We start from the raw sequence: 23,415 nt of genomic DNA on the forward strand, positions 1-23,415 counted from the left end.
TCAAACCTCCGTGTCTCGCGCCCATTTTGGCGGGCGAGTTTTTGGCCTGTGCGGCGAGCGCGCCGCCGCCAGTGTCGCCGCGCGCTCACCAATGATCGCGGTCTGCGCCGGAGGCTGGCCCTTGCGCAGCGTCGCGATCAACTCCCGGTAGGGACCGATCAGGTACACGGTGTCGCCGGCTTTCAGTCGGGAGTCGCGGCGGGGTCGCAAGCTGACCGGCCCTTCCGGTCGAGTGATCGCGATGACGCGCGCTTGCGTGGATAGTTCCAGCATGCGCAGTCCATCGAGCTCGCTGCCCTCCGCCACGAGCATCGCGCCGACCATGAACGAGCGCTGCCCGACCCAGAATGTCCCCAGCACCTGCAGACCCATCGCGGCGCCGATGAACCACGGGGCCGCCAGGTCGACGATCGATCGCACGTTTTCGAAACCGAACCGCTGATTTATCGCAGCACCCAGCGCGCGGCCTTGCACGCGCATCACGATCGGCGTCTTGGTGTCCGATCCGAGGATCTCGAGCAATACGATCCCGGTCTCGATATTTTTCATGTCGTCCTGGGTCACGACCGCCACCCCGCGGGCGCGATCGACACGCGCCGATTCCAGCGTCTGGCGCATCGTTGGGTCACCGAAAATCACCGGAACGTCGAGTTCGGCCGCGGTCGGCAGAAACCGGTTGTTCTCGTCTTTCTCGATGACCAGGACGTCGCATCCGGCCGCGGTCAGGTCACTCACGACGCGGATGCCGACCGAACCCAGTCCGACGACGACGACGTGGCCGCGCATATGGCGCGCTCGTCGGAGCCCGGCCAATTGCATGAAACGGCGCGACAGCAGCAGGTCCGCGAGGAACGCGACAAGGATGGCCGTAACCATCGCGCCGCCGAACATCAACCCGACATTGAACAGTCGCAGGAATATTGGCTGCTGACCGAAGCCGACTTCGCCGTAGCCCACGGTCGTGATGGTCTCGGAGGCGAAGTACAGGGCGTCGATCCACGACATCCGCGGGTTGCGGTAGGCGAAGTGCTCCACGGCCGTCGAGCCGAGCGTGAGGAACAGCGCGAATGCCAACGAGGGAAAAAGCAGGGGGTTCACGTCGTCGCGCATTGCGCGCGCGGCATCGATCGCGCGTCGCACGCGGGAGTGGCGAGAGCGTTGCGCGGACGCCGGAGGCAGGGTGATCCCGCGAGCCTGCAGTTCGTCTTTGACGCCGATCATCGACGTCCAGTCTCCGGCAGAGACCTTTTCATCGCGTCCCGGGCACGGCACCACTTCGCCGGGGGCGGGAGAGTTCTTGCCGTGCACCACCGCCACGGGCGCCAGGTCGCCGTAGATCTCGCGCAGAGTCCCGTCGCACGGCGCCTCGGCTCCCCAGACAACGAATTCGATACCCGCCGTGTCGAACTGGTGCGCGTTGCGCGACAGAACCGCCTCGACGAGGGAGGGTGTCGCGAGCTCGGCGACGTCCAAGATCGCGCCGGGGCCGTTCACGGCGGACACCGCCTCGCGCAGCACATCGTTGGCCAGACGCGCCACCACGCGGACATTCGGGCTGTGTTGCCTTGCCAATAGCGCGATTTCGAGGTTCACCGCGTCGTTGGGACCGGCGCAGACGACGGCGCGCGCGCGATTAACCCCGGCGCCGAGCAAATCGGCGGCGGTATTGATCTTGATTATCCGCGCGCCGGCGCCCCTGAGCTCCTCGGCGATCGTCTTGGACAGCGCGTCGTCACCGCTGACGATGATCTCGCGATGCATGATCTCGCGTAGTTGGGGAGAACCGGGTTGTCGCGCCCGCTTGTTACTGCGGTCGACCTCCGGCGTTCGTTCAAGCCCGGGAAGCGCTGGCATCGTCTTCATCATTCGACCGTGGGTTTGTGTTGTGCGGCATGAATGATCCGACCACTGCTGGCACCTGCGTTCCCTCGTCGTACCCGTTCTTATGACTATCGGGCACCGTGCCGAATCGCGCCACCGGAGCCGACTCAGTGGCGTCAACGGCCCTCAACGCAGATATCACGCAGACGGAGTCGCAACAGGTTCGACTCGGGCTCGTCACGCATACGAAATAGATGAAGCGTACAAAAAACCGGCGCCCCAACACTGCCCATGTGCTGCGATGGCGTGGCGCGCGTGAGTCGTCAGTGAGGGGTTCGGCGTCAGGCCGCGGACACCCAGGGAAGGGAGCGTTCCGTGCCCGAACAGACGCCCGACGATATCTTCAAACTCATTAAGGACATGAATGTCGAGTACGTCGACGTCCGCTTCTGTGACCTGCCAGGCACCATGCAGCACTTCACAATTCCGATTTACGCGTTCGACGAGAACGTATTCGAGGAGGGTCTGGCGTTCGACGGCTCCTCGATCCGAGGATTCCAATCGATTCACGAGTCCGACATGCTGCTGCTTCCCGACCCGGAAACCGCCACGATCGACCCGTTCCGAACCGCCAAAACGCTGAACGTGAACTTCTTCGTGCACGACCCATACACCCTCGAGTTGTACTCACGCGATCCACGCAATGTCGCGCGCAAGGCCGAGAATTATCTGATCAGTTCCGGCATCGCGGACACCGCCTACTTCGGCCCGGAAGCCGAGTTCTACATCTTTGACTCAGTGAAGTTCGACTCGAACATCAACGGCTCGTTCTACAAGGTGGACGCGACCTCGGGGTGGTGGAACACCGGAGAAGAGACCGAGTCCGACGGCAGCCCCAACCGCGGCTACAAGGTCCGACCCAAGGGCGGCTACTTCCCGGTGGCCCCGGTCGACCACTACGTCGACCTGCGCGACGAGATGCTAACCAACCTGACCAACGCCGGATTTGTCCTGGAAAAGGGCCACCACGAGGTGGGCAGCGGCGGCCAGGCCGAAATCAACTACAAATTCAACACATTGCTGCACGCGGCTGACGATCATCAGATGTACAAATACATCGTCAAGCAAACCGCATGGCAGTCCGGCAAGACCGTGACGTTCATGCCCAAGCCGCTGTTCGGCGACAACGGCTCCGGCATGCACTGCCACCAGTCGTTGTGGAAGGACGGCGTGCCGCTGATGTACGACGAGACCGGGTACGCCGGCCTGTCGGACACCGCACGCCACTACATCGGCGGCTTGCTCTACCACGCACCCTCGTTGCTGGCCTTCACCAACCCCACGGTCAACTCGTACAAGCGTCTGGTCCCCGGCTACGAGGCACCGATCAACCTGGTGTACAGCCAACGCAACCGCTCGGCGTGCGTGCGCATCCCGATCACAGGCAACAACCCGAAGGCCAAGCGGCTGGAATTCCGTTGCCCCGACTCGTCGGGCAATCCGTACCTCGCGTTCTCCGCCATGCTGATGGCCGGCCTGGACGGCATAAAAAACAAGATCGAACCGCCTCCGCCGGTCGACAAGGATCTATACGAGCTGCCGCCGGAGGAGGCTGCGGAGATCGTCCAGGCCCCTACCCAGCTGTCCGCGGTGATCGATCGCCTGGAGGAAGACAGCGAATACCTCACTGAGGGAAGCGTATTCACGCCCGACCTTATCGCGACGTGGATCAGCTTGAAGCGCGACTACGAGATAGCGCCGCTCAATCTCCGGCCTACCCCCGGCGAGTTCGCGCTCTACTACGACGTCTGACCAACGTAACCCCTGACGCGTTAACGGCTTAGAGGATGTAAAGCATCTCCTGGTACGTCGGTAGCGGCCACAAATCGTCAGCCACAACGCTTTCCAGCGTGTCTGCGGCCGTGCGCACCGCTTGCATCGCCGGCAGCAGCTGCTCCTGGGCGTGCTTGGCCTCGTCGAGGGCCGACACCGCCGAGTGGTCGGACAGCGCCGTCCTCAGCGTCGCCAACGCCGCGGAAAGCTCGGCAAGCGGAGCCGAAACCGCCTCCAGCGCAGCCGTGCTGGGATTGACCCCGGCGGCCTTCAAAGTCGCGACGTTCTGCGCGAGCTCCGTTTGATAGCGAATCGCCGCCGGCAGGATGATTGTCGTTCCGATCTCCAGCGCCAGCTTCGCCTCGACTGCGATCGTTAGTGCGTACTGCTCCAGGCGCACCTCGTAGCGGCTCTGCAGCTCACGCTCGGTGAAGACGCCGTATTTCTCGAAGACTTCGATCGCTGCCGGCTTGATCAGCTCCGGAATCGCGTCCAGCGTGGTCTTGAGGTTCGGCAGTCCCCGCTCGGCCGCCTCGATCTGCCAGTTCTCGGAATACCCGTCCCCGTTGAACACCACCGCGCCGTGTTCGGTGATCACCTCGGTGAGCAGCTTTTGCACTGCCACGTCGAAGTCTTCGCCGTTTTCCACGGCCCGCTCGAGGGTCGTCGCGAGGTAATCGAACGAGTCGGCCATGATCGTGTTGAGCACGATCATCGGCACGGCTACCGTCTGCCCGGAGCCGGGCGCCCGGAACTCGAATCGGTTGCCCGTGAAGGCGAACGGACTCGTGCGATTGCGGTCGCCCGCGTCGGTCGGCAGCGGGGGCAGCGTATCGACACCAATGATCATGGTGCCCTTGCCCTTTGATGACGTCGCCGCTCCTTTGGCTATCTGCTCGAACACATCGGCGAGCTGTTCGCCGAGGAAGATCGAGATGATCGCCGGCGGTGCCTCGTTGGCGCCCAGCCTGTGGTCGTTGGTGGCTGACGCGACTGACACCCGCAGCAGCCCGGCGAACTTGTGCACCGCACGGATCACCGCGGCGCAGAACACCAGGAACTGTGCATTCTCGTGCGGGGTGTCGCCGGGCACCAGCAGCGAGCCCAGCTCAGAGTTGCCGACCGAAAAGTTGACGTGCTTGCCCGATCCGTTCACCCCGGCAAAAGGCTTCTCGTGGAACAGGCACTCCATGCCGTGCTTTTTGGCCAGCGTCTTGAAAATCGTCATCAGCAGCTGCTGATGGTCGGAGGCGATGTTGGCCCGTTCGAACATCGGGGCCACCTCGAATTGGCCCGGGGCCACCTCGTTATGCCGAGTCTTGGCGGGAATACCGAGCTTGAACAGCTCGCGCTCGGTGTCCATCATGAAGCCCAGGACACGCTCGGGCACCGCGCCGAAGTAGTGGTCGTCGAACTCCTGGCCTTTGGGCGGCTTGGCGCCGAACACGGTGCGACCGGCGTTGATCAGGTCGGGCCGCGCGAGGAAGAAGTGCCGATCGATTAAGAAGTACTCCTGCTCGGGGCCGCAGAACGACACGATTTTGTTTAGGTCCTTGTGGCCGAACAGTTTCAAGATGCGCTCGGCATGCACACCCATCGCCTGCTGGCTGCGCAGCAGCGGCGTCTTGTAGTCCAGCGCCTCACCGGTCATCGAGACGAAAACCGTTGGGATGCAGAGTGTGTTGCCGTTCGGATTCTCCAGGACGTAGGCGGGGCTGGTGACGTCCCAGCCGGTATAACCTCGCGCCTCGAAGGTGCTTCGCAGGCCCCCCGAGGGGAAGCTGGACGCATCGGGCTCACCCTGGATGAGGGTCTTGCCGGCGAACTCGGCGAGCGTCTGCCCGTCGGAAACGGGCTCCAGGAAACTGTCGTGCTTCTCGGCGGTCAGGCCCGTCATCGGGTAGAAGACGTGGGCGTAGTGGGTGGCGCCTTTCTCCAGCGCCCAATCTTTCATGGCTACCGCGACTGCGTCGGCGACGGCGGGGTCGAGCTTGGCGCCTTTCTCGATGGTCGCCGCGACGGACTTGTATACCGACTTCGGCAGCCGTGCCTGCATCTCCGCCTTCGTAAAGACGTTGGAGCCGAAGACCTCGCCGGGGGCTTCACCAGCGACAAAGCTGACGGCCGGAGGGATATAGGCCTCGACGTTGTTGATCGCCTGCAGGCGGACTGGGTTTCCGCTCAATTGAGTTCCTATCGCTGAGGGGGGTCCGCGATTTTCCGGTTCGGACGATGGACCGCCTCACCCTAGGAAGGTTCGATGACAAATCTGTTACGGCGACGTCAATGGTAAAACCCGAACGGTTTAGAACCTTGATCGCGAACTTTCCTGTAATGAACCGTGACCCCCGGCAGGTTCATCTGCGGCACAACGTTGGACGGTCCGGGACGCTGGATCGATTGGATTACTGCCCCAGCGATACGACGCCATCTAGCAACTCGTATGACCGCAGCAAGCAGCGAGTTTGCTCACCTGCGAATACTGTGTCTTTCCTTGACCGTCTTGGGAGAGTGGTCATACACTTTGGACACATATGTCCGTGCCCAGCGCCTATCCGGGCGTCAACGGAAGTTGAGACATCGATGAACACGCACAGCACCGCCCCCAGCGTCTTCGACGCTGGTCTACCCACGTTCGATTACAGCCTCACCGCCAGTCCACACGACATCCTCGAGGACGTCCGAGAGGCGCAGTTGTGCGCGCCCATTGCCATTGGGCCCTTCGGCCCGGAAATTCTCTCCTATGACTTGGCTCGGGCAATATTGCGCGACAGTAGATTCCGCCTGCCGCCCGGTATCACTTTGGCATCGCAGGGCATCACGTCAGGTCCGTTGTACGACAAGATGGCGAACAGCCTCCTGGGCCTGGACGGCGCACCACATGTCCGGTTACGCAAATTGGTCTCCAAGGCGTTCACCCCCCGGGCGACATCACGTCTGCAAGAAACGATCCACGAGGTGGTGAACGGGCTGATCGATCAGGTGGCGGACGCCGGACGGTGCGACGTCGTGACCGACATTGCGCGTCCCTACCCGACCCCGATCATGTGCGCGCTGCTCGGTGCGCCTAGCGAGGATTGGCAACTGTTCGCGGACTGGACTGAGGAAATCTTCAAAGCCCTCAACTTTCAGCCGGATGCCACCTTCGATGAGTCCGCGATCATGCGCGCATGGGGTGAACTCGACGCCTATGTCGACGACATGGTCGCCGCCCGCCGAAATAGCCTGACCGATGATCTGCTCTCCGAACTCATCCGCGCCGAAAGCGACGGCGATCGTCTCAATCTCGACGAACTCCGCATGCTGGTGGCCGGCTTCTTGATGGCGGGAACGGATACGACGCGGAACCAACTAGCCGCGTCGGTGCAGGTGCTCTGCGAGCATCCGGATCAATGGACGAAGCTGCGTGACCATCCAGAACTCGCGATGCAGGCGGTGGAGGAGAGCATGCGCCACTCACCCGCGGGCAGTATCGTGCCGCGAGCCGCCCTCGAGGATGTCGAGTTTGGGGGCTATATGTTCCCGGCGGGGACCTTCGTACTCGCGAACACCTTTGCAGCCAACCGAGATCCAGCGATCTACCGCGATGCTGACCGCTTCGATATCGGGCGCAAGGACGTACCCGCCATTCTGACGTTCGGTGGAGGTGCGCACTACTGCCTGGGGGCCAACCTCGCGCGCCGGGAACTGGCGGAAGCACTCACAGTCCTCACCCGCCGGCTCCCCGTTGTCCATCGCGCCGGTCCGGCCCCGTGGAAGTCCCTGCTGGGAATGACCGGTCCGACAACTCTTCCCATCGAATTCACCAGCGAAAGGCTGGTGACGGCGGATGCGTAGTCGCGGTTGGGCGGGTTCGACGCCGGCATCGGACGAGGAGGCGATTTCGCGCATTCTGACCGCGGTAGACGAAGAAGTCGCCGAGCACGGATCGGACTTACGCCTCGCCGACGTCGCCCGCAGGCTCGGTGTCACTCGCCAAACTGTGTACCGCTATTTCCCCAACGCTGACGCGCTACTTATCGCCAGCTCTATGCGCGCTGTCAACGGGTTCATCGACCAGGCCGTAGAACACGTCGGGGGCCTCAACGACCCGGTCACTGCGGTCGTCGAATGCGTTTCGTTCGGCATCGAGAACCTCACCGGTGATCCGCAGCTGGAGAGCCTATTGACCCGGCGACATGAGGGCGAATCCGTCACCTCGCTGACGTCCGACACGGCGATCGCATTTTGCTTGTCGGTTCTGCACCGCCTCGATGTCAATTGGAGGCTCCACGGCTTCGACAGCGCCGCGCTCCATGAACTCGCCGAAATGACCCTACGTACAGTGCAGTCTCTCCTGACCGACCCCGGGCCGGCGCCGCGCGACGGAATCGCGTTACGCCGCTTCGTGTCTCGATGGCTCGGCCCGGCGATCCTCTATCCACGGATTATGTCGCTATCGATCCACGAACGACACGCATCATCGGACCAGTTCGAGGCCGCCGCGATGCGCACGCCTGGCGCGCCGTGAAGGCGCCGCACCGGGGCGTCGCGATGAGTTTTGCCCTCTGGTGCAGTCTGATCAGCATGGGCAAACTCATCTATGGCTTCAACGTGTCGGTGGACGGGTACATCGCCGACGCACAAGGCAATATCGACTGGGCCGATCCGAGCGAAGAACTGCACCAGTACTGGAACGACTTCGAGCGGGAGACCGCCCTGTCGTTCTACGGCCGGCGGCTCTACGAACTGATGTCCGCGTACTGGCCGACCGCCGACCAGGCTCCGGACGCCACCCCTCTGATCGTTGACTTCGCTCGCATCTGGCGCGACATGCCGAAGGTCGTGTTCTCGCGCACCCTCGAGTCCGTCGACTGGAACTCCCGCCTGGAACGCGGCGACCCGGTCGAAGTGGTGACGAAGCTGAAAGCCGAAACCGACGGCAGGCTGGAGGTGGCCGGCGCGACGCTGGCCGCACCGATCGTGCAGGCCGGACTGGTGGACGAATACCGGATCGTGGTCGCGCCCACCGCGGTGGGCGGCGGCACGTCGTTCTTCCCGACCCTGCCCTCTTGGATCCCGCTGCGCCTGCTGGAGAACCGCACCTTCCCTGGTGGCACGGTCCTGCTGCGCTACGAGGCGAAACACGACTGACCGGACATATACAGCGCGGAGCGCCCGGAGCAGAATCGAAAGCGTCCGCAACAGCGTCCACATCGTCGGGGAGAGTTGCCCGTAACGATCGATCGTCAGGGAGGAACAGGATCATGACGATCACACGGGGGATCGCCGCAGCCGTCATGCTCGCCGGTTCAGCGGTCGGTACAGCTAGCAACGCGTCTGCGGACACGACGATGAGCGGCCACTACATCATGACTGAGACGTATAAAGATGGTCGGCCGGTAACCAACGATTGGGATTTCACTCCGTGCGGTGACGGATGCGCCTCATTAGTTAGCAATGGAATCCCTATTGGTCGGGCGCGATTGGTCAACGGACAATGGATCAGTCCAGAGGCCGCGGGTGACATCCACTGTCCCGACGGCACAGTGGTTCCCAATGCGAGTTCCGCACATATGGTGTGGGATCCGAACACCCTTGCAGGCATAGACCAAATAACCCTGACCGTGCCGGCCTGCGGTGCCCCGGCGGGGTATCAATACGATCGCAAGATCCAACTCACCCAGGCGCCCTGACGCAGATGTCTAGAAGCCGCGCTTGGCGGCCCGCACCGCGGCAACGCTATCGTCATCCCCGCCGAAGTCGGCGCGGACGGCGTTGCGGCCGAACGCGAACAGCAGCAGCTCCAGCGGTTCGCCCGTCACCGTGACCGGCTAACCGCTGCCGACCGCTACGACTGTCTGACCGTCGGGGGTGCGCAGCGTCAGCCGCGCGCGCACCGCGTTCATTGACTTCGACATTCCGGCCCGGCTGATCATCGCGACGCGCCGCTTCACCGCCGCGCTGGTGCGCGCATCGAGTTCCCTTGGTTCCCAGCCATTCTGCGCACGGCGGACGTCCTCATGGTGGACGAACATCTCGTGGATGCTCGCCACCGGGTCGAGAACCTTGAACAGGGAGAGCGCCGGGGGACCCGAAGCGAACAGTTCGACCAGATCCTCCCACGTCCTCGTCGTCGCCAGTCGGGTCTGCATGCGTGCGGTGTAGGACGCCAAGGGCCCGAACACGAGGCCGGGCAACGCGTCGGGGCGGCGTTCACGCACCACGAGGTGCGAGACCAGGTCGCGGGTCGTCCAGCCCTCGCATAGGGTCGGGGCGTCCGGTCCCACTGCGCGCAGGGTTTCGACCATGGCGACACGTTCGCGTTGAACTACCGACATGCCCACACGATAAGCCCACGACGCAAGGGTCTACGCAACTCGGACGTGCCTCCGCACGCCGGCCCATCCCATCAGTCGGTGAAATCGATCCGCACCGACACGGGTGTCGTTTCCAGAGCCTTTACCACCGTGGCCCCCAGTCGCCCGAACTTGCGACCTCGCGCGACGACGTCATCGTCTGGCCTCAATGTCGCGATACCGGTGCGCCACTGATGCCCTTGTCGCACACGGATATTCGGATTGCCAGCGATGTTACGTCCCCACCCGGAGCGGGTGCCGTGCTGACTAATAACCCACGCGCCTTTGTCGTCGAATTGAGCGGACACGGGGACGCGGCGCACCTGGCCAGTCTTGCGCCCGATGGTCTCCAGTTCGGTGGCCAGCGCGGTTCGCACTCCCAGCTTGCTCAACCCTTTCACTATTGGGTTGAGAAAATAGCGTCCGATAGCCCGTTCCCTTCGGAACTTTCGTAGCGTCTTGGCGCCGTCCGTATCCGTCATGGCAATCTCCGCTTTTCAGATGTGTTGAGCATGCATCAACCGTTAGCCAGTACCGGTGTCGATCGCGGCTTGCTCAGGCCGCTTTGCTTGCGGATGCCGTTGTCCAGCAGGGCGGCTGGCGCGATGCGCTTCAGCAGAGTCAGTTGTCGCGCCTGGCGGCCCGCGGGGTAGCGGAGTTTGACCCGCTTGTCGGTGGCCGCGGCGTACGTGGCGTCAGCGACCACGTCGGGCATCTCGGCGCTGCGAATTTTCTCGGCGACCATCGCGCGGGCGGTCGCGCGATTGTCGGCGTAGGTGGCCTGCGGTGTGTCGGCGTCCCACATGTTCGCCTCGAAAGCAGTTCGGGTGTAACCGGGTTCGACCAGCAGCGCGCGCACGCCGTACTCGCGAAGTTCGTGGTCCAACGATTCGGTGTAGCCCTCCAGGGCATGCTTCGACGCCGAGTACAGGGCCGCGTACGGCGCGGGAAGGTAGCCGAGCACGGAGCTGATGTTGATGATGCGCCCACTGCCGCGACGGCGCATGTGTGGGAGCACCTCGTTGGTGAGGCGGATGACGCCGAAGAAGTTGGTCTCGAACAACGAACGGGCTTGCGCGATCGAACTCTCCTCGGCGGCGCCCACGATTCCCAACCCGGCGTTGTTGACTAGGACGTCGATGTGTCCGGCGCGGTCAGTGACCTTTGACACCGCCGCGTGAACTGCTGTCTCGTCGGTGACGTCCAGCGCCAAGGTCTCGAGGCCGGGGATCGGAGCGAGGCGCTGCGGTGCGCGCGAGGTGCCGAACACCCGGAATCCCTCGTTCACCAGTTTCTTTGCAATGGCGGCGCCGATACCTGAGGACACTCCGGTGATCAGCGCGACGGGCGGTGTGGATGTCATCGGGGCGACCTCTCCATGTGTTAGACCGGTTGGTCTATCTGACGTTAGTAGACCAATCGGTATACTGCAACCGGCGGGCTTAACCGAGGGCCCGGGAAGGGTGAGACGATGACCGCGCGCGAGCGTCTGATCGGCAGCGCCATCGAACTGCTGCGCCGTAACGGAGTCGCCGGTACCGGCCTGGCTGCGCTGCTCGAACACAGCGGCACGGCGCGCCGGTCGGTCTACGTGAATTTCCCGGGCGGGAAGTCGGAACTCATAACCGAGGCAACCCGGACAGCGGGCCGACTCATCGATTCGACGCTGACGGGCACTGCGCAGGACGGCGATGGACGCGAATCGTTGGCCGCGTTCGTCGAGTCGTGGAAGGAGACGTTGCGTTCCAGCGATTACACCGCCGGATGCCCGATCGTTGCCGCCGCGCTCGGACGCACGGAGTCGCCCTCGGCCGCAGATGCCGCCGGTGAGGTATTTGCCGAGTGGCAGACGATGATTGCCGGACACCTGAGGGCCGAGGGAGCCGAGATCGACGCGGCGGAATCTCTGGCCACCACCGTGGTGGCTGCCGTCGAGGGTGCGGTCATCCTCTGCCTGGCCGCGCGATCCACCGAGCCCTTGGACCGGACCGTGCAGATGCTCGACCAGCTGATCGCGCACCACATCCGGTGATGACGAGAGGGTTCAGTGAACGGCGCTTCTTAGTGAGGGCCGTTAGTGGCCGGTGAAGGCGGGGCCTCAAACATCGTTGGGTCGGCCACGGCGACGCTAGGCGGCACATCGCCCGTCCGGGTCGCGACGACGGGTGTTCGGTACACCGTTCCCTGGTTGCCGCATTCATTGGTGAGGACGGTTTCGGTCGCAACGCCGCGGAGCGTGCCGTCGGGTTGTGGGTCCAATGACCAACTGAGGGTCGAGGTGTCAGCGGCTGTGCCGGTTGCTCCGCGGCACTGTACTGGTGGATGAAGATAGGGCGTGTCCTGCCAGTGACCGTCGGCGAAGTGGAGTACGTGCGCAACACCTTTGGCGTCGTTGTGGTTGGTGTCGTCGAGCCGGGATCCTGTGGCCACGCATCCCGCGGCTGTGCACAACGAACGGAACGCCCACCAGTTAGTGGTCTGGGCGGTGGTGGGATCGCCGGTTGTTGGGTGGTCGTTGGCCGTTTGCTTTGACCAGTCGTAGTCCACGCGATAGGTCCCGTCGAGCGCCGGACCCGTAGCGGCTGGGGCAGGGGTGCTGGTCGCCGGGGCCCCGGTGACTGTCGCTGGGTCGGCCACGGCGACGCCCGGGGGCACATCGCCTGTGCGTGTCAACACAAAGGGCGTCTGGACCAACGTTCCTTGGCCCGCGCATTCATTGGTGAGAACGGTTTCGGACGCAACGCCTCGGAGCGTGCCGTCGGGCTGTGGATCCAATGACCACGTAAACGCTTCGGTTTCTGCACCTGCTACGACTTTTTCGTTTGCTCCGAGGCACCGCGGTTGCTGGATTTGGCCTTGAACAGGCGCGGCTTGCCAGTGACCGTCGACGAAATGGAGAACGTGAGGAGATGCCGGCGTGCGCGCCCCTTGATGGTTGTTGTCGTCTGACTGCGCCCCGGTGGCTACGCATCCCGTGGGTGTGCACATCGAACGAAAGGCCCACGCAGAAGTTGACAGAAAGGCCCAACCGGGCTGGGTTTGCGCACCGTTCTGCGTTTGCTTTGCAAGGTCGTAGTCCACGCGATAGGTCCCGTCGAGTACGGGACCCGCAGCGGCTGGGGCAGCCGCTGGTGCAGGGGTGCCGGTCGCGGGCGCGGAGGTCTTCTGGTCGGGGGCGCCGATGTTGTAGACGAGGACGCCGAGCATGACGGCGAAGGCGGCCACCGCTGCCGTGTCGACCACGATCCGGCGGCGCCTGCGCCCCAGAGCTCCCCAGCCCGAACTCGCGGTCGCCGAGTACGCTGCCGCGCTGTTTCGTCCCTCGGGCGCCGACCCGCCGGGCTGCAGGAAGAAATCGCGCTGGTCGCCGGGCGGCCTGGCGTCTTGCACCATGCGCGGATAATACGACGGCACATCGGTGGGCGCCTGTTGTACGGCGTTGAGCAGCTCGCCGAGACTGACGGGATAGGCACACGAGATGCGGTCTGACCTCCCATCTGCGACGATCAGTACAGCCATGAAATTACTGCTGACCCTGACGAGCTTTGCCGCCATCATCGGCATGGCCATCCCCGCGCACGCTGATAGCACCGACGACGCATTCATCGCCTCACTGAAGGCGGCGGGAATCAGCTATTCCGACCCGGATGCGGCGGTAGGTGCGGGCAAATGGGTGTGCGACAAGGTAAACGGGGGCACGGACGTGTCGTCTGTCGTCAAGACGCTCGCAACCAAGAACGCCGCGCTAAACCCCGACAAAGCCACCAAGTTCGCGGCGATCGCCGCCAACGCGTACTGCCCGGGCGCGATCTCGACCACTGATGTCCCTGCCAGCGCCCCGAGCAGTGTGCCCAGCACTGCCCCGAGCAGTGCCCCCGTGAGTGCGCCCAGCAGTGCCCCCGTGAGTGCGGCTGGCAGCGCGCCGAGCGGTGAGCCTAGCAGCGCTCCGAGCAGCGTCCCTCGGAGCACCCTAACGCCCTAGCCACGCCGTCTATCGGGGCAGCACGGCCTCGATGGCGCTGATGACTTCGGGCGCGTCCGGTTCGGTCCGCGGCCGAAACCGATTGACCACCTCACCGTCGGGCGCGACCAGAAACTTCTCGAAGTTCCACTGAATGTCGCCTGCTTTGCCATCGGAATCGACTGCGTTGGTCAGCTCGGCGTAGAGCGGGTGGCGGTCGTCGCCGTTGACGTCCGTCTTCTCCAGCAACGGGAACGTCACCCCGTAGGTGGTCGAGCAAAACTCCTGGATCTCGTCGGCTGTGCCGGGTTCCTGGCCCATGAACTGGTTGCACGGCACCCCGACAACCGTCAAGCCACGGTCGCGATAATCCTTGGCCAGCTTCTCCAATGCCGCGTACTGCGGAGTGAGTCCGCATTTGGAGGCTACGTTCACGATTAGCGTTGCGCCGGTGGACAATTCGGCTAGCGTGGCCGGCTTGCCGTCGAGAGTGGTCAGGGCGATGTCTTTGAGGGTCACGCCGACGACGCTAACACTCCTCGCAGGGTGTGAGCACCCTAGCCGCGGACCCCGCTACTGGCCCGCGTTGTGGGCCATATCGATGGCGTACTGACTCACGAAGGTGCCGGCCGGCGGATCACCCTTGTCGCATGACCCGTCGGATTCACCGGGACGCTTGATCCACAAGTAGGCGTCAGCGTGCGCGCCCGCGGTAGCGGTGGTAGGCGGAGTGCCCAGCCCTCGGCCGCTGGGGTTGCACCAGTTGAGCCCGGAGTCGGGCGCCGGCCCGGCACCGTTGCGCGACGTATCGATCACGTAGTGCGAACCATTCGTAAGCCCCGAAATCGCTTCCCCGTAACCGATTTCGTCCCCGGTGGTGTAGAAGTTCGCGGTGTTGAGGCTGAAACCGCGTGCGCGGGAAACGTCGACCTTGTTGAGCCTCGCGGCCATGTCCTCGGCGCTGTGCCAGCGCAAGTGACCACCGTCGACGTACACGGCCGTCGCCGGACTGCGCGTCAGCGTGTCGACGGCGTAGCGAATCAAGTCGTAGCGTTCCTGGCGCTGGTCGGCCGACAGGCAGTCGGCCATCGCGAGCGCATCGGGTTCGAGGATGATGGCCGTCCGCGTACCACCGACGCCGGATGCGATGCCGTCGATCCACCCGCGGTAGTCGTCGGCCGTCGCCATGCCGCCCGCCGCGAAGCTGCCACAATCGCGGTGCGGGATTCCATAGATCGCCAGCACCGGTATCGCGCCGGCAGCCGCCGCGTCGCTGGTGTACTTGCCGACCGTCCCCGCGGAAGGACCCGGCACGATCCAGTACGCCTGCGGCGTGTTGGCGATGGCGGTCAACTCGGGACTCGGCGGATCGGCATGCTGTGCGGCACGCATGGCCGCCGAGCCTGGATTGACGTAGAAGGGCATCCCGGCCAACGGGTTGGCGTCGTCGGCCAGGCGCACCGCCGGCGCGGGACCGACCCCGAGAAAACCAACGGCCGCGACCGCCAGCAAGACGGTGACCCACCGCGCGACTGCACCAGCAGCTGAGAACATCACCCCAGGAAAAGTAGTGCATTGAGCGCCAGTCGGCGACGGCAGGTGTAACCGCCGGGCAGCGGCCGGCAGCGGGCTAGATTACCCGTATGCGCCTTGTCCGCCTGTTCGGTGTAGTCCTGATGATCCTCACCGCGGGGCTGCTATTCGCAATCCCCGCGGAAGCCCAACCGCCGTCCAAGCTCACCGATCACGTCACCGACAACACGGGGGCGTTGACGGATTCCAGCCGGGCGGCGGTCAGCTCGGCAATCGACCGGCTCTACCGCGACAAGCACATCCAACTGTGGGTGGCTTACGTCGACAACTTCTCCAGATTCAAACCCGAGAACTGGGCCGACAAAACCCGGACCGCCAGTGGGATGGGCGACCACGACGCCCTGCTGGCTGTGGCGACGAACACCAAATCATACTGGCTTAGCGTGCCGCCGACGGTGCTGGGCCTCACGACGGACGAGTTAAACAGCCTGCGCAGCAACCAAATTGAACCAAAAGTGAACGCCAAAGACTGGAGCGGTGCTGCGGTCGCCGCGGCTGACGGGCTGAACAAATCGGCGAGCTCGTCACACCGGATCTGGCCGCTGATCGCGATCGGCGTGGCCGTGATCGTGCTCGTCGTCGTCATCGTGATGCTTCTCCTGCTCTACCGCCGCCACCGCCGACGGGCCCGCCACGTCGACTCCCGCGATGCGCCCATTGAAAGCAGCGGTCAGCGGCAGGCCTTGTCCACCGCGGACGCCAGGCTGCGCCAAATCTCCGACTACATCGCCCGGCATCGCGACAGCATCGGCGCCGAGGCGAAGGCCCGCTGCGAAGATGCGAAGCGGTATTTGGCCGCGGCGCATGGCAAAGAAGCAGACTCCGAGGCAATTGCCTATGCCAACCGCGCATCGACGCTGGCCGCTGAGGCGCAGACGCTGGCCAACGCCGACGTGCAGGCAGCGCACCGCACGCCACGACGGCGAGGCACCACTTCCACGCGTTGACCCCGACCGCAATGGTTGCTCATTCGACTGACTAGCGCTCATCTGACCGATAAATTGTCTTCGTGAACAGCGACCGGCGGAGTCCGTATTCGCCTGCCAGGGCAGGCGCGCGGCGGTGAGCCGAGTCGACGAGCTGGCCGCAGCGCTCGACCAGATGGAGCGACTGGTGCGCGCCATCGTCGAGATCGGTTCCGATCTGGACCTGAACGTGACGTTGCAGCGAATCGTCAGTGCGGCGATGGAACTAACGGGCGCCCGGTATGGAGCGCTAGGGATACGCGCTCCCGACGGTGTACCGGTCTCCTTCGTCCGCGCGGGAATCGATGAGGACACCGCGCGGCGGCTCGGCGGTCTGCAGGTAGGCGAGGGCCTACGGGTCGACGATCTGAGCGCTCATCCGCAGGGCGCCGGGCTGCACACAGCCGGCGCACCGCTGCGGGCATTCCTCGGAATCCCGATCACCGTGCGGGACACTGACTTTGGGACCCTTTATCTGGCCGACGGCCGGCCCGACCACGTGTTCTCCGACGCGCAGGAGGCAGCCGTCCGCGCGCTGGCCACCGCGGCGGCGGCGGCCATCGACAACGCTCGACTCTTCGAGCGCGAGCGCGAGTCGGCGAAATGGACGACGGCCAGCCGCGAGATCACGACCGCGCTGCTGTCCGGCGACCCGCAGACGGGGCCGTTGCAACTCATCGTCAACCTGGCGCTCGAATTGGCGGGCGCCGAACAGGCCATTCTGCTGGTTCCGCGGGAGCCCGATCTGGCCGCCGAAGACGTCGACACCCTTGTCGTGGCCGCCACCGCGGGCCGGTACTCCGCGGAGGTCATCGGTCAGCAGGTTCCGATGGAGGGCTCCACCACAGGCGGTGTCGCGCGCAGTGGCCTACCGCTGATCACCGACTCCTTCCAATATCCGATTGAGGGATTCACCGATGTCGGTGAGCGTTCGGCGATCGTCATCCCGCTGATCGCGGACGGTGCTGTGCTCGGAGTGATCGCGGTCGCCCGCCACCCACACCAGCCGCCCTTCGGCAACGACTACCTCGAGCTGGTCAGTGACTTCGCCCGACACGCCGCCCTTGCATTGGCGCTCGCGGCAGGTCGAGAACATGCGCTCAACCAGGAGCTCGCCCAAGCGGGCAACGTCACTGACGCGGTGCACGCCGCCGCCGAGGAACTGCGCCGCCTGTGGCGGGCGCGCCGGGTCGTGGCTGTCACCTTCCCCGCCCATATGTCCGCAGCGGAAATCGATTCCGGTGCAATGGATTTGGTCTCGGTCGGCGCACCCGCGCAGTGGGTGGATCTGCCGTCGGACACAAGAGAGATGCTCAGCTCGATGCGGGACGGCGACCTACTCACCCCCCACACGACGCAGCCCGGTGAGGCGGCCATCGCGCTGCAGCATCCCGAGGGCGTGCTCGTCGTGTGGATCGAGCTGGCGGAGGAACGGCCGTTCACCCTCGAGGACCAGACCTTGCTCACCGTCCTGGCCGGCCGCCTGAGCCAGGGCCTGCAGCGGGTGCACCAAGTTGACCAGCAGCGTGAAACCGCGCTTGCGCTGCAACACGCAATTCTCGGCCCCGCCGATCTGCCGCGCGGGTTCGCCGTGCGCTATCAGGCCGCGACCCGACCCCTGCAAGTCGGCGGTGACTGGTACGACGTCTTCGACCTCGAGGACGGCCGCATCGCGTTGATTGTCGGTGACTGTGTCGGCCACGGCCTCGGCGCGGCGACCGTAATGGGACAGGTGCGCAGCGCTTGCCGCGCGCTGCTGTTCGAAAACCCCAGCCCTGCCGCCGCCCTGGCTGGGCTGGATCGGTTCGCCGCCCGGCTTCCCGGCGCCAAATCCACGACCGCCGTCTGCGCGGTGCTCAACCCCGACACCGGTGAATTGGTGTACTCCACTGCCGGGCATCCGCCGCCGGTCATGGTCCACGCCGACGGCACCAAACGGATGCTCGATGATGGCCACACCATCGCATTGGGAGTGCGACCCGACCGGCCCCGCCCCGAAGCCCATGTGACCGTACCGGCGCGCGCGACCCTGTTGCTCTACACCGACGGGCTGGTCGAACGTCGCCGTGTTCCCCTCGACGAAGGCATCGCCCGCGCCGCCAGCTTCCTCGAGGAGGGCCGCGGCTCGCCTTTGGAGGACTTGGCGAACGAGATCATGTCTGGTCTCGCGCCAAGCGGCGGCTATCAGGACGACGTTGCCCTTTTGCTGTATCGCCAACCCGCCCCGCTGGAGTTGAAGTTTCCCGCCCAAGCCGGCAACCTCGCTCCATCCCGGAAAGCCTTGCGCACCTGGCTATCCCGGGCGCGGATAGGCCCGGATCAAGCCCTGAACGTGCTCATTGCCGCCGGAGAAGCGGTCGCCAACGCCATCGAGCACGGTCATCGCGACGATCCAGACGGCACGATCAGCGTGGCCGCGATCGCGCTTGTCGACCAATTGCTGGTGACCATCGCCGACACCGGCTCGTGGAAGCCCCCACAACCGGCCGCTAACCCCCATCGCGGCCGGGGTATCACCCTCATGCGAGGGCTGATGCACGATGTCACGATCAACCTCGACAACGACGGAACCACAGTTCACCTATCCACGAGGATCACCTGATGCCCGCCTCGCTTACCCTCGACACCGCGCGCGACGACGACGGGAAACTCGTGCTGAGCGCGGCCGGAGAAATCGACCTGAGCAACATCGACACATTCGACCAAGCCCTCGGTCTCGCCATCACCGAGGCCGCGGACGGCGGCGGAACTCTCACCGTCGACCTCACCGCCGTCGAATACTTGGACAGCGCCGCAGTCAACGCCTTATTCGCCCGGGCCGACCACATCCGCCTGATCGCTCATCCGGTCCTTATGCCCGTCCTGACGATCAGTGGCCTCGCCGAACTGGTCCCGATCGAATCCGCTCCGCCGGCATCAGAAAACTGACGCATCGCGCGCCGTCGAAACTGGGCGCGGGTATCCCGTCGATCAATTACATTCCCTCATTGGGCATTCTGCAGGAGTCGACTCGATAAGGGCATCGAACAGGGGCGAATGCATGCGATCGATAGTTGTAAGGCTCGGCGTGTTGGGTTCCATCGTGATCATTGCTGTCACCTACGCCGCGCTGATCGGTCTCTACGAGGACACGGTCGAAGGAACCGCGGCCGGAATCCTCAGTGACAACACGGAGCCGGCCACCCAAAGTATGGCGACACTGACCGTGGAGGAAATGCAGTCGAACTACAGCGCGGCTACGGCCAACCTCGCCGTCGCACCCGGATCCGAGCTGTTGGATCCGCTGACGCTGCGCCTCAAGGACGACCTCGTACTCAGGGTCAGATCCTCCGCCGCGCCCAGTCGACACGAATACTCGAAGGGCATGTTGCCAGGGGTCTTTCCGGTCCCGCTGACCCTCGCCGGGCACGTCGAGCGGTGGCCGTTCGACAACTACAGCTCCGGGCCGATCGAGGTCCAGCTGTTTCCCGGCGGCGATACGACCAAGCCGCCCATGCTCATTCCGGTGCGCTTCGTCGACCATCTGCCTGGCTTGAAGGTCTCCGCCAGCAAAATCAATGGTCAACTGACGTACCGGATGACCGTACGGCGCGCGGCGAGCACCGCGTTGTTCGCCATCGTCATTTGCGGCGTGCTCATCGCCATCGCCGCACTGGCCCTTGTCGTCGCGATCCAAACGTTTCGCGACCGCCGGAAGTTTCAGCCGCCGATGACGACGTGGTACGCGGCGATGCTCTTCGCGGTCGTGCCGCTGCGAAACGCGCTGCCCGGCTCGCCGCCATTCGGGGCGTGGATCGATGTCACCGTCGTGCTATGGGTGATTGTCGCGCTGGTGCTTGCGATGGTGCTCTACATCGTCAGCTGGTGGCGGCACCTGAAGTCGGATGTTGTCGCCCGGCCGGAAGTCGCTGCGCCGCCCGCGGATCCAGTTCCGGCACCAGCGGGCTGAGGCTCGACTACATTGCGCGGCGGGCAAGTCAACTGCGCGGTAGGCGCCTGGGTGAGAACTACTGCGGAGCCAAACGGAGGCGTATGAAGTCACCCTTGGACTGGTCCCTGATCGACTTCCCGGCGCAGGCGCTGATCGTCGTGTCGGTGGTCGGTCTGCTGGCGGCGTTGCTGTGGCGGCGCGGGCGCCAGTGGTGGCTGCGGGCGGTGCCGCTGTGCGTGGCGATAGCGGTAGCGGTCGCGGTGGCCGCCTATTTCACGGTGAACTACCGCTGGCATCCCTACCCCGACATCATCCCGTGGACGCTTTTCGCGTGGGGCGGGTTCGCCGCCCTGGTGTTGTGCCTGTCGGCCGCCAGGATGCGTCGTTCCGGCTGGCCGGTACGCGCTCTGATGGTGCTGGGCGTGCTGTGGTCGGTGCTCGTGATCGTCGCGCAGGCCAATATCCACTACGCGGCGTTCACCACCGCACGCAAGCTGGTCAACCCGCTGCTGCACCCCGTCGGCGACCTATCCTCGATCACCTCGAGGCAGCCCAGCGCGGTGCTCGCCTCGACCGGCAGCACGCTCGAAAACCTGTGGCAGCCCCCATCGAACATGCCCACGGACGGCAAGGTGGTGAAGGCATCGATTCCGGCTTCGGGCCGGTTCAACCCGCGTGAGGCGCTGATCTACCTGCCCCCGGCTTACCTGGCCACGCCACGGCCCGAACTGCCCGTGCTCGTACTGCTTCCCGGCGACCCGGGAGCGCCGCGCGACTGGATCGACAAGGTGCACGTCGACGACGCGCTCGGCCAGTTCGCCTCGCAGCACAAGGGCCTGGCGCCGGTAGTCGTAATGGCCGACCAGCAGGGTGTCGCGGAGAACAACCCCAGCTGTGTGGACTCGTCCTGGGGCACGCCGCAGACTTACTTGGCCGAGGACCTTCCGCGCTGGGTCTCGACGAACCTGCAAGTGAGCCGTGACCATCGCCAGTGGGCCATCGGCGGCCTGTCGTCGGGCGGCACCTGTTCGCTGCTGGTGGCCCTGCACGCCCCCGAGACCTTTCCGAACTTCGTGGACATGTCCGGCCAGCGCGAGCCGATCCTGACCAGCCACGCCGAAATCGTCGCCAAGTTGTTCAACGGCGACGAGGCCGCCTACAACAACGTCACACCGAAGGACATCATGGCCAAGCGGCAGTATCCCGACACCAACGCGCTGATCACGGTGGGCTCCGATGATCGGGTCTACAACCCTCAGCAGCATGAGATCTACGATGCCTGCCGCCAGGCGGGCATGAAGGTGCAGTGGCAGGAATTTCCCGGGGGGCACACCTTCGCCGTCTTCCGGGCCTCATTCGAAGCCGCGATTCCGTGGCTGGCGACGCACGCGGGGCTGACCCAATGACCGCTGCTGTGCTCGATAAATCGACTACGGTGCTCGACAAGCACGCCGTCGTGCGGCACAACGCGCGCTGGGCGCTCGCGCTGCTGCGGCAGTCGCCGGTCACCGTCGGGCTGGTTGTCGCGCTGTGGATGCTCGGCGCGATCACCCACGCCTGGTCGGTGTGGTCGAACAACACCGAAAACTCGCCGGGCATGCCCCACGGCCTCGTATCGAAAGTGGCCATCGGCACATCCCAGCTAGAGCACGGCTTCTGGTGGACCCCGTTCACCGCCGGGCTGTGGAACGTGTCGCTGGCCGCCTATGTGGTCGCCACGCTGTTCACGCTGGCCGTCGGCGTTCCCGGCGAACGGTTGCTCGGACCTCGCCGGACCGCTCTGTTCCTCGTGACCGGCCAGGTGCTGAGCAGCCTGCTCGGTGTCGGCGCCGTCGCGCTGCTTTCGCGCACCGGTGACTCGTGGTTGACCAACCTCGACAAGGAGGTCGCGGTCGGCACCACGCCGGCGCTGGTTTGCCTCGGCGTGGTGATGACATTCAAGCTGTCGGCGTTGTGGCGCCGCCGATTGCGGTTGTTGATGTTCAGCGGCGTGGTGGTGTTCGCGCTGTACTCGGGCACTCTGCTCGATGTCCTGCGAGTTTTTGGCGCGGTCGTAGGACTGCTGTTGGGCTGGCTGTTGTACCGCTCGGAAGCGCGTGCCGCCGTCTCGCCCCCCTCGCGCTCGGAGTCCAGGGTGCTGGTTGCCACAGTGGTCGCCGCCACGGCCTTCGGGCCCCTTCTGACCCTGCTCGGCTCCACCGGCGCCTGGCTCGCCTACCCCGGCTACGGCCCGCTGCGGATCTTGCAGTCGCTGTTCGCCTCGCCCGCCGAGGACAGCGAACGCATGCGACAGCTGTGCGTGGACCCCGGGCTCAGTGAAGCGTGCCGGCTGGCGGTCTCGCAGACCCTCGGGACCGGTGTGGGCTCGGCGATCACCTCGGTGGGGCCGGCGCTGCTGCTGCTGGCGGCGGCAGTCGGTCTGCGCCGCGGGCGCCGCTTCGCTTGGTGGTTGGCGCTGCTGCTCAACGCGGCACTCGTCGCGGGCAGCGCCTGGTTCGCCGTGCTATGGACGCACGACGCGGAGGACGCGGGATCTTTCGTGCACGACGCCGACGACACGTACTCGTTCGCTCACGACACGTTGATTCTCGTCGCGCCGATTGTCGTTCCCTGCCTGATGATCGCGCTGTTGCTGTTCACCCGGCGGTTGTTCACCGTGACCGCACCACGCGCCACCTATCTGCGGCTGGGGCTGGGCCTCGCGGCCACCGCTGTGCTCACCGCCGGCGGGTACCTGCTGATTTCCTATTGGGAGCGCAAGGAATTCGACCCCCCGCCAGGACTCGCCCAGCTGGTCTCCGACTTGCCCACCCGCTATCTGCCGCCGGCCTACGAATTGGCGCACAGCGCAAAGTTCTTGCCCAACAGCGGGCTTGCGCTCCTGGCATGGGAGTTCTGGGGGGGGGGGGGGGGGGGGGGGGGGGGGGGGGGGGGGGGGGGGGGGGGGGGGGGGGGGGGGGGGGGGGGGGGGGG

General features: G+C 65.0%; 19 protein-coding genes and 2 pseudogenes. 13 read left to right on the forward strand and 8 right to left on the reverse strand.

Annotated elements, in window-relative coordinates; genetic code table 11:
• On the reverse strand, window positions 1–1,761 hold the full coding sequence (locus tag A5744_RS23250; protein WP_083679380.1) for an NAD-binding protein: 1,761 nt from the start codon (window positions 1,759–1,761) through the stop codon (window positions 1–3).
• A 435-nt stretch (window positions 1,762–2,196) separates the two neighbouring features.
• On the opposite strand from A5744_RS23250, the gene glnA reads away from it, so the two are divergent.
• Window positions 2,197–3,633, forward strand: coding sequence for a type I glutamate--ammonia ligase (gene glnA / locus A5744_RS23255; RefSeq protein WP_076064723.1), 1,437 nt, complete (start codon window positions 2,197–2,199; stop codon window positions 3,631–3,633).
• Between the two features lie 28 nt (window positions 3,634–3,661).
• Here glnA and A5744_RS23260 read toward each other — a convergent pair whose 3' ends face one another.
• Window positions 3,662–5,839 carry a glutamine synthetase III gene (locus tag A5744_RS23260; protein ID WP_076064724.1) on the reverse strand — a complete coding sequence of 726 codons (2,178 nt, stop codon included), beginning with the start codon at window positions 5,837–5,839 and terminating at the stop codon, window positions 3,662–3,664.
• Window positions 5,840–6,237: 398 nt separating this feature from the next.
• Here A5744_RS23260 and A5744_RS23265 point away from each other — a divergent pair, with 398 nt between their 5' ends.
• The 4 genes from A5744_RS23265 to A5744_RS24495 all read left to right on the forward strand — a co-directional run bounded on the left by A5744_RS23265 (window position 6,238) and on the right by A5744_RS24495 (window position 9,329).
• Window positions 6,238–7,491, forward strand: a complete 1,254-nt coding sequence (locus tag A5744_RS23265; protein ID WP_076064725.1) for a cytochrome P450 — start codon at window positions 6,238–6,240, stop codon at window positions 7,489–7,491.
• Window positions 7,484–8,164, forward strand: coding sequence for a TetR/AcrR family transcriptional regulator (locus tag A5744_RS23270; protein ID WP_076064726.1), 681 nt, complete (start codon window positions 7,484–7,486; stop codon window positions 8,162–8,164). The genes A5744_RS23265 and A5744_RS23270 overlap by 8 nt, the downstream gene beginning before the upstream one ends.
• Before the next feature lie 56 nt (window positions 8,165–8,220).
• Window positions 8,221–8,787, forward strand: coding sequence for a dihydrofolate reductase family protein (locus tag A5744_RS23275; RefSeq protein ID WP_076064751.1), 567 nt, complete (start codon window positions 8,221–8,223; stop codon window positions 8,785–8,787).
• A 113-nt stretch (window positions 8,788–8,900) separates the two neighbouring features.
• Complete coding sequence (locus A5744_RS24495; protein ID WP_139329592.1) at window positions 8,901–9,329, forward strand: hypothetical protein; 429 nt, start codon at window positions 8,901–8,903, stop codon at window positions 9,327–9,329.
• 9 nt (window positions 9,330–9,338) lie between these two features.
• Here the strand turns inward: A5744_RS24495 and A5744_RS23280 are convergent.
• The 3 genes and pseudogenes from A5744_RS23280 to A5744_RS23290 form a co-directional block, all read right to left on the reverse strand.
• Window positions 9,339–9,974, reverse strand: a pseudogene (locus tag A5744_RS23280) (TIGR03085 family metal-binding protein).
• Window positions 9,975–10,045: 71 nt separating this feature from the next.
• The gene (locus A5744_RS23285; RefSeq protein WP_076064727.1) at window positions 10,046–10,474 is read right to left on the reverse strand and encodes a nitroreductase/quinone reductase family protein; all 429 of its coding nucleotides are present in this window, start codon (window positions 10,472–10,474) and stop codon (window positions 10,046–10,048) included.
• 35 nt (window positions 10,475–10,509) lie between these two features.
• The gene (locus tag A5744_RS23290; protein ID WP_076064728.1) at window positions 10,510–11,355 is read right to left on the reverse strand and encodes an oxidoreductase; all 846 of its coding nucleotides are present in this window, start codon (window positions 11,353–11,355) and stop codon (window positions 10,510–10,512) included.
• 108 nt (window positions 11,356–11,463) lie between these two features.
• Here A5744_RS23290 and A5744_RS23295 point away from each other — a divergent pair, with 108 nt between their 5' ends.
• Window positions 11,464–12,024 carry a TetR/AcrR family transcriptional regulator gene (locus A5744_RS23295; protein ID WP_076064729.1) on the forward strand — a complete coding sequence of 187 codons (561 nt, stop codon included), beginning with the start codon at window positions 11,464–11,466 and terminating at the stop codon, window positions 12,022–12,024.
• 29 nt (window positions 12,025–12,053) lie between these two features.
• Here the strand turns inward: A5744_RS23295 and A5744_RS24500 are convergent, their stop codons facing one another.
• Window positions 12,054–13,562 (reverse strand): hypothetical protein, encoded by a 1,509-nt coding sequence (locus A5744_RS24500; RefSeq protein ID WP_139331472.1) that lies wholly within the window; start codon window positions 13,560–13,562, stop codon window positions 12,054–12,056.
• Between A5744_RS24500 and A5744_RS23300 the strand changes: the two genes are divergently transcribed.
• Window positions 13,555–13,974 carry a DUF732 domain-containing protein gene (locus A5744_RS23300; RefSeq protein ID WP_240563164.1) on the forward strand — a complete coding sequence of 140 codons (420 nt, stop codon included), beginning with the start codon at window positions 13,555–13,557 and terminating at the stop codon, window positions 13,972–13,974. The genes A5744_RS24500 and A5744_RS23300 overlap by 8 nt on opposite strands.
• A 9-nt stretch (window positions 13,975–13,983) precedes the next feature.
• Here the strand turns inward: A5744_RS23300 and A5744_RS23305 are convergent, their stop codons facing one another.
• Window positions 13,984–14,472, reverse strand: a complete 489-nt coding sequence (locus tag A5744_RS23305) for a glutathione peroxidase (RefSeq protein ID WP_076064731.1) — start codon at window positions 14,470–14,472, stop codon at window positions 13,984–13,986.
• A 54-nt stretch (window positions 14,473–14,526) separates the two neighbouring features.
• A complete protein-coding gene (locus tag A5744_RS23310) occupies window positions 14,527–15,510 on the reverse strand; it encodes a glycoside hydrolase family 6 protein (RefSeq protein WP_076064732.1) in 984 nt (327 codons plus the stop codon).
• 86 nt (window positions 15,511–15,596) lie between these two features.
• On the opposite strand from A5744_RS23310, the gene A5744_RS23315 reads away from it, so the two are divergent.
• The 6 genes and pseudogenes from A5744_RS23315 to A5744_RS24830 all read left to right on the forward strand — a co-directional run.
• Window positions 15,597–16,493 (forward strand): TPM domain-containing protein, encoded by an 897-nt coding sequence (locus A5744_RS23315; protein WP_076064733.1) that lies wholly within the window; start codon window positions 15,597–15,599, stop codon window positions 16,491–16,493.
• Window positions 16,494–16,647: 154 nt separating this feature from the next.
• Entirely contained in the window at window positions 16,648–19,113 is a 2,466-nt protein-coding gene (locus A5744_RS23320; protein ID WP_083679381.1) for a SpoIIE family protein phosphatase, read from the forward strand.
• Entirely contained in the window at window positions 19,113–19,439 is a 327-nt protein-coding gene (locus A5744_RS23325; protein ID WP_076064735.1) for an STAS domain-containing protein, read from the forward strand. The genes A5744_RS23320 and A5744_RS23325 overlap by 1 nt, the downstream gene beginning before the upstream one ends.
• Before the next feature lie 112 nt (window positions 19,440–19,551).
• Window positions 19,552–20,460: a DUF4436 domain-containing protein gene (locus A5744_RS23330; RefSeq protein WP_076064736.1), complete on the forward strand. Its 909-nt coding sequence runs from the start codon at window positions 19,552–19,554 to the stop codon at window positions 20,458–20,460.
• A gap of 83 nt (window positions 20,461–20,543) precedes the next feature.
• Window positions 20,544–21,848 carry an alpha/beta hydrolase-fold protein gene (locus A5744_RS23335; RefSeq protein ID WP_076064737.1) on the forward strand — a complete coding sequence of 435 codons (1,305 nt, stop codon included), beginning with the start codon at window positions 20,544–20,546 and terminating at the stop codon, window positions 21,846–21,848.
• Window positions 21,845–23,415 (forward strand): annotated as a pseudogene (locus tag A5744_RS24830) (hypothetical protein); the annotation flags it as partial. The gene A5744_RS23335 and the pseudogene A5744_RS24830, both read left to right, overlap by 4 nt.

Origin of the sequence: Mycobacterium sp. IS-1264 (assembly GCF_001954195.1) — a bacterium.
Classification (GTDB): domain Bacteria; phylum Actinomycetota; class Actinomycetes; order Mycobacteriales; family Mycobacteriaceae; genus Mycobacterium.

Excerpts from the sequence above, each read along its gene's own strand:
- A5744_RS23335 (WP_076064737.1), top strand. The coding sequence starts at position 20,544 with ATGAAGTCACCCTTGGACTGGTCCCTGATCGACTTCCCGGCGCAGGCG.
- A5744_RS24495 (WP_139329592.1), top strand. The coding sequence starts at position 8,901 with ATGACGATCACACGGGGGATCGCCGCAGCCGTCATGCTCGCCGGTTCA.
- A5744_RS23330 (WP_076064736.1), top strand. The coding sequence starts at position 19,552 with ATGCGATCGATAGTTGTAAGGCTCGGCGTGTTGGGTTCCATCGTGATC.
- A5744_RS24500 (WP_139331472.1), bottom strand. The coding sequence starts at position 13,562 with ATGGCCATGCCGATGATGGCGGCAAAGCTCGTCAGGGTCAGCAGTAAT.
- A5744_RS23265 (WP_076064725.1), top strand. The coding sequence starts at position 6,238 with ATGAACACGCACAGCACCGCCCCCAGCGTCTTCGACGCTGGTCTACCC.
- A5744_RS23315 (WP_076064733.1), top strand. The coding sequence starts at position 15,597 with ATGCGCCTTGTCCGCCTGTTCGGTGTAGTCCTGATGATCCTCACCGCG.
- A5744_RS23285 (WP_076064727.1), bottom strand. The coding sequence starts at position 10,474 with ATGACGGATACGGACGGCGCCAAGACGCTACGAAAGTTCCGAAGGGAA.
- A5744_RS23270 (WP_076064726.1), top strand. The coding sequence starts at position 7,484 with ATGCGTAGTCGCGGTTGGGCGGGTTCGACGCCGGCATCGGACGAGGAG.
- A5744_RS23275 (WP_076064751.1), top strand. The coding sequence starts at position 8,221 with ATGGGCAAACTCATCTATGGCTTCAACGTGTCGGTGGACGGGTACATC.
- A5744_RS23250 (WP_083679380.1), bottom strand. The coding sequence starts at position 1,761 with ATGCATCGCGAGATCATCGTCAGCGGTGACGACGCGCTGTCCAAGACG.
- A5744_RS23320 (WP_083679381.1), top strand. The coding sequence starts at position 16,648 with ATGGAGCGACTGGTGCGCGCCATCGTCGAGATCGGTTCCGATCTGGAC.
- A5744_RS23290 (WP_076064728.1), bottom strand. The coding sequence starts at position 11,355 with ATGACATCCACACCGCCCGTCGCGCTGATCACCGGAGTGTCCTCAGGT.
- A5744_RS23300 (WP_240563164.1), top strand. The coding sequence starts at position 13,555 with ATGGCCATCCCCGCGCACGCTGATAGCACCGACGACGCATTCATCGCC.
- A5744_RS23325 (WP_076064735.1), top strand. The coding sequence starts at position 19,113 with ATGCCCGCCTCGCTTACCCTCGACACCGCGCGCGACGACGACGGGAAA.
- A5744_RS23295 (WP_076064729.1), top strand. The coding sequence starts at position 11,464 with ATGACCGCGCGCGAGCGTCTGATCGGCAGCGCCATCGAACTGCTGCGC.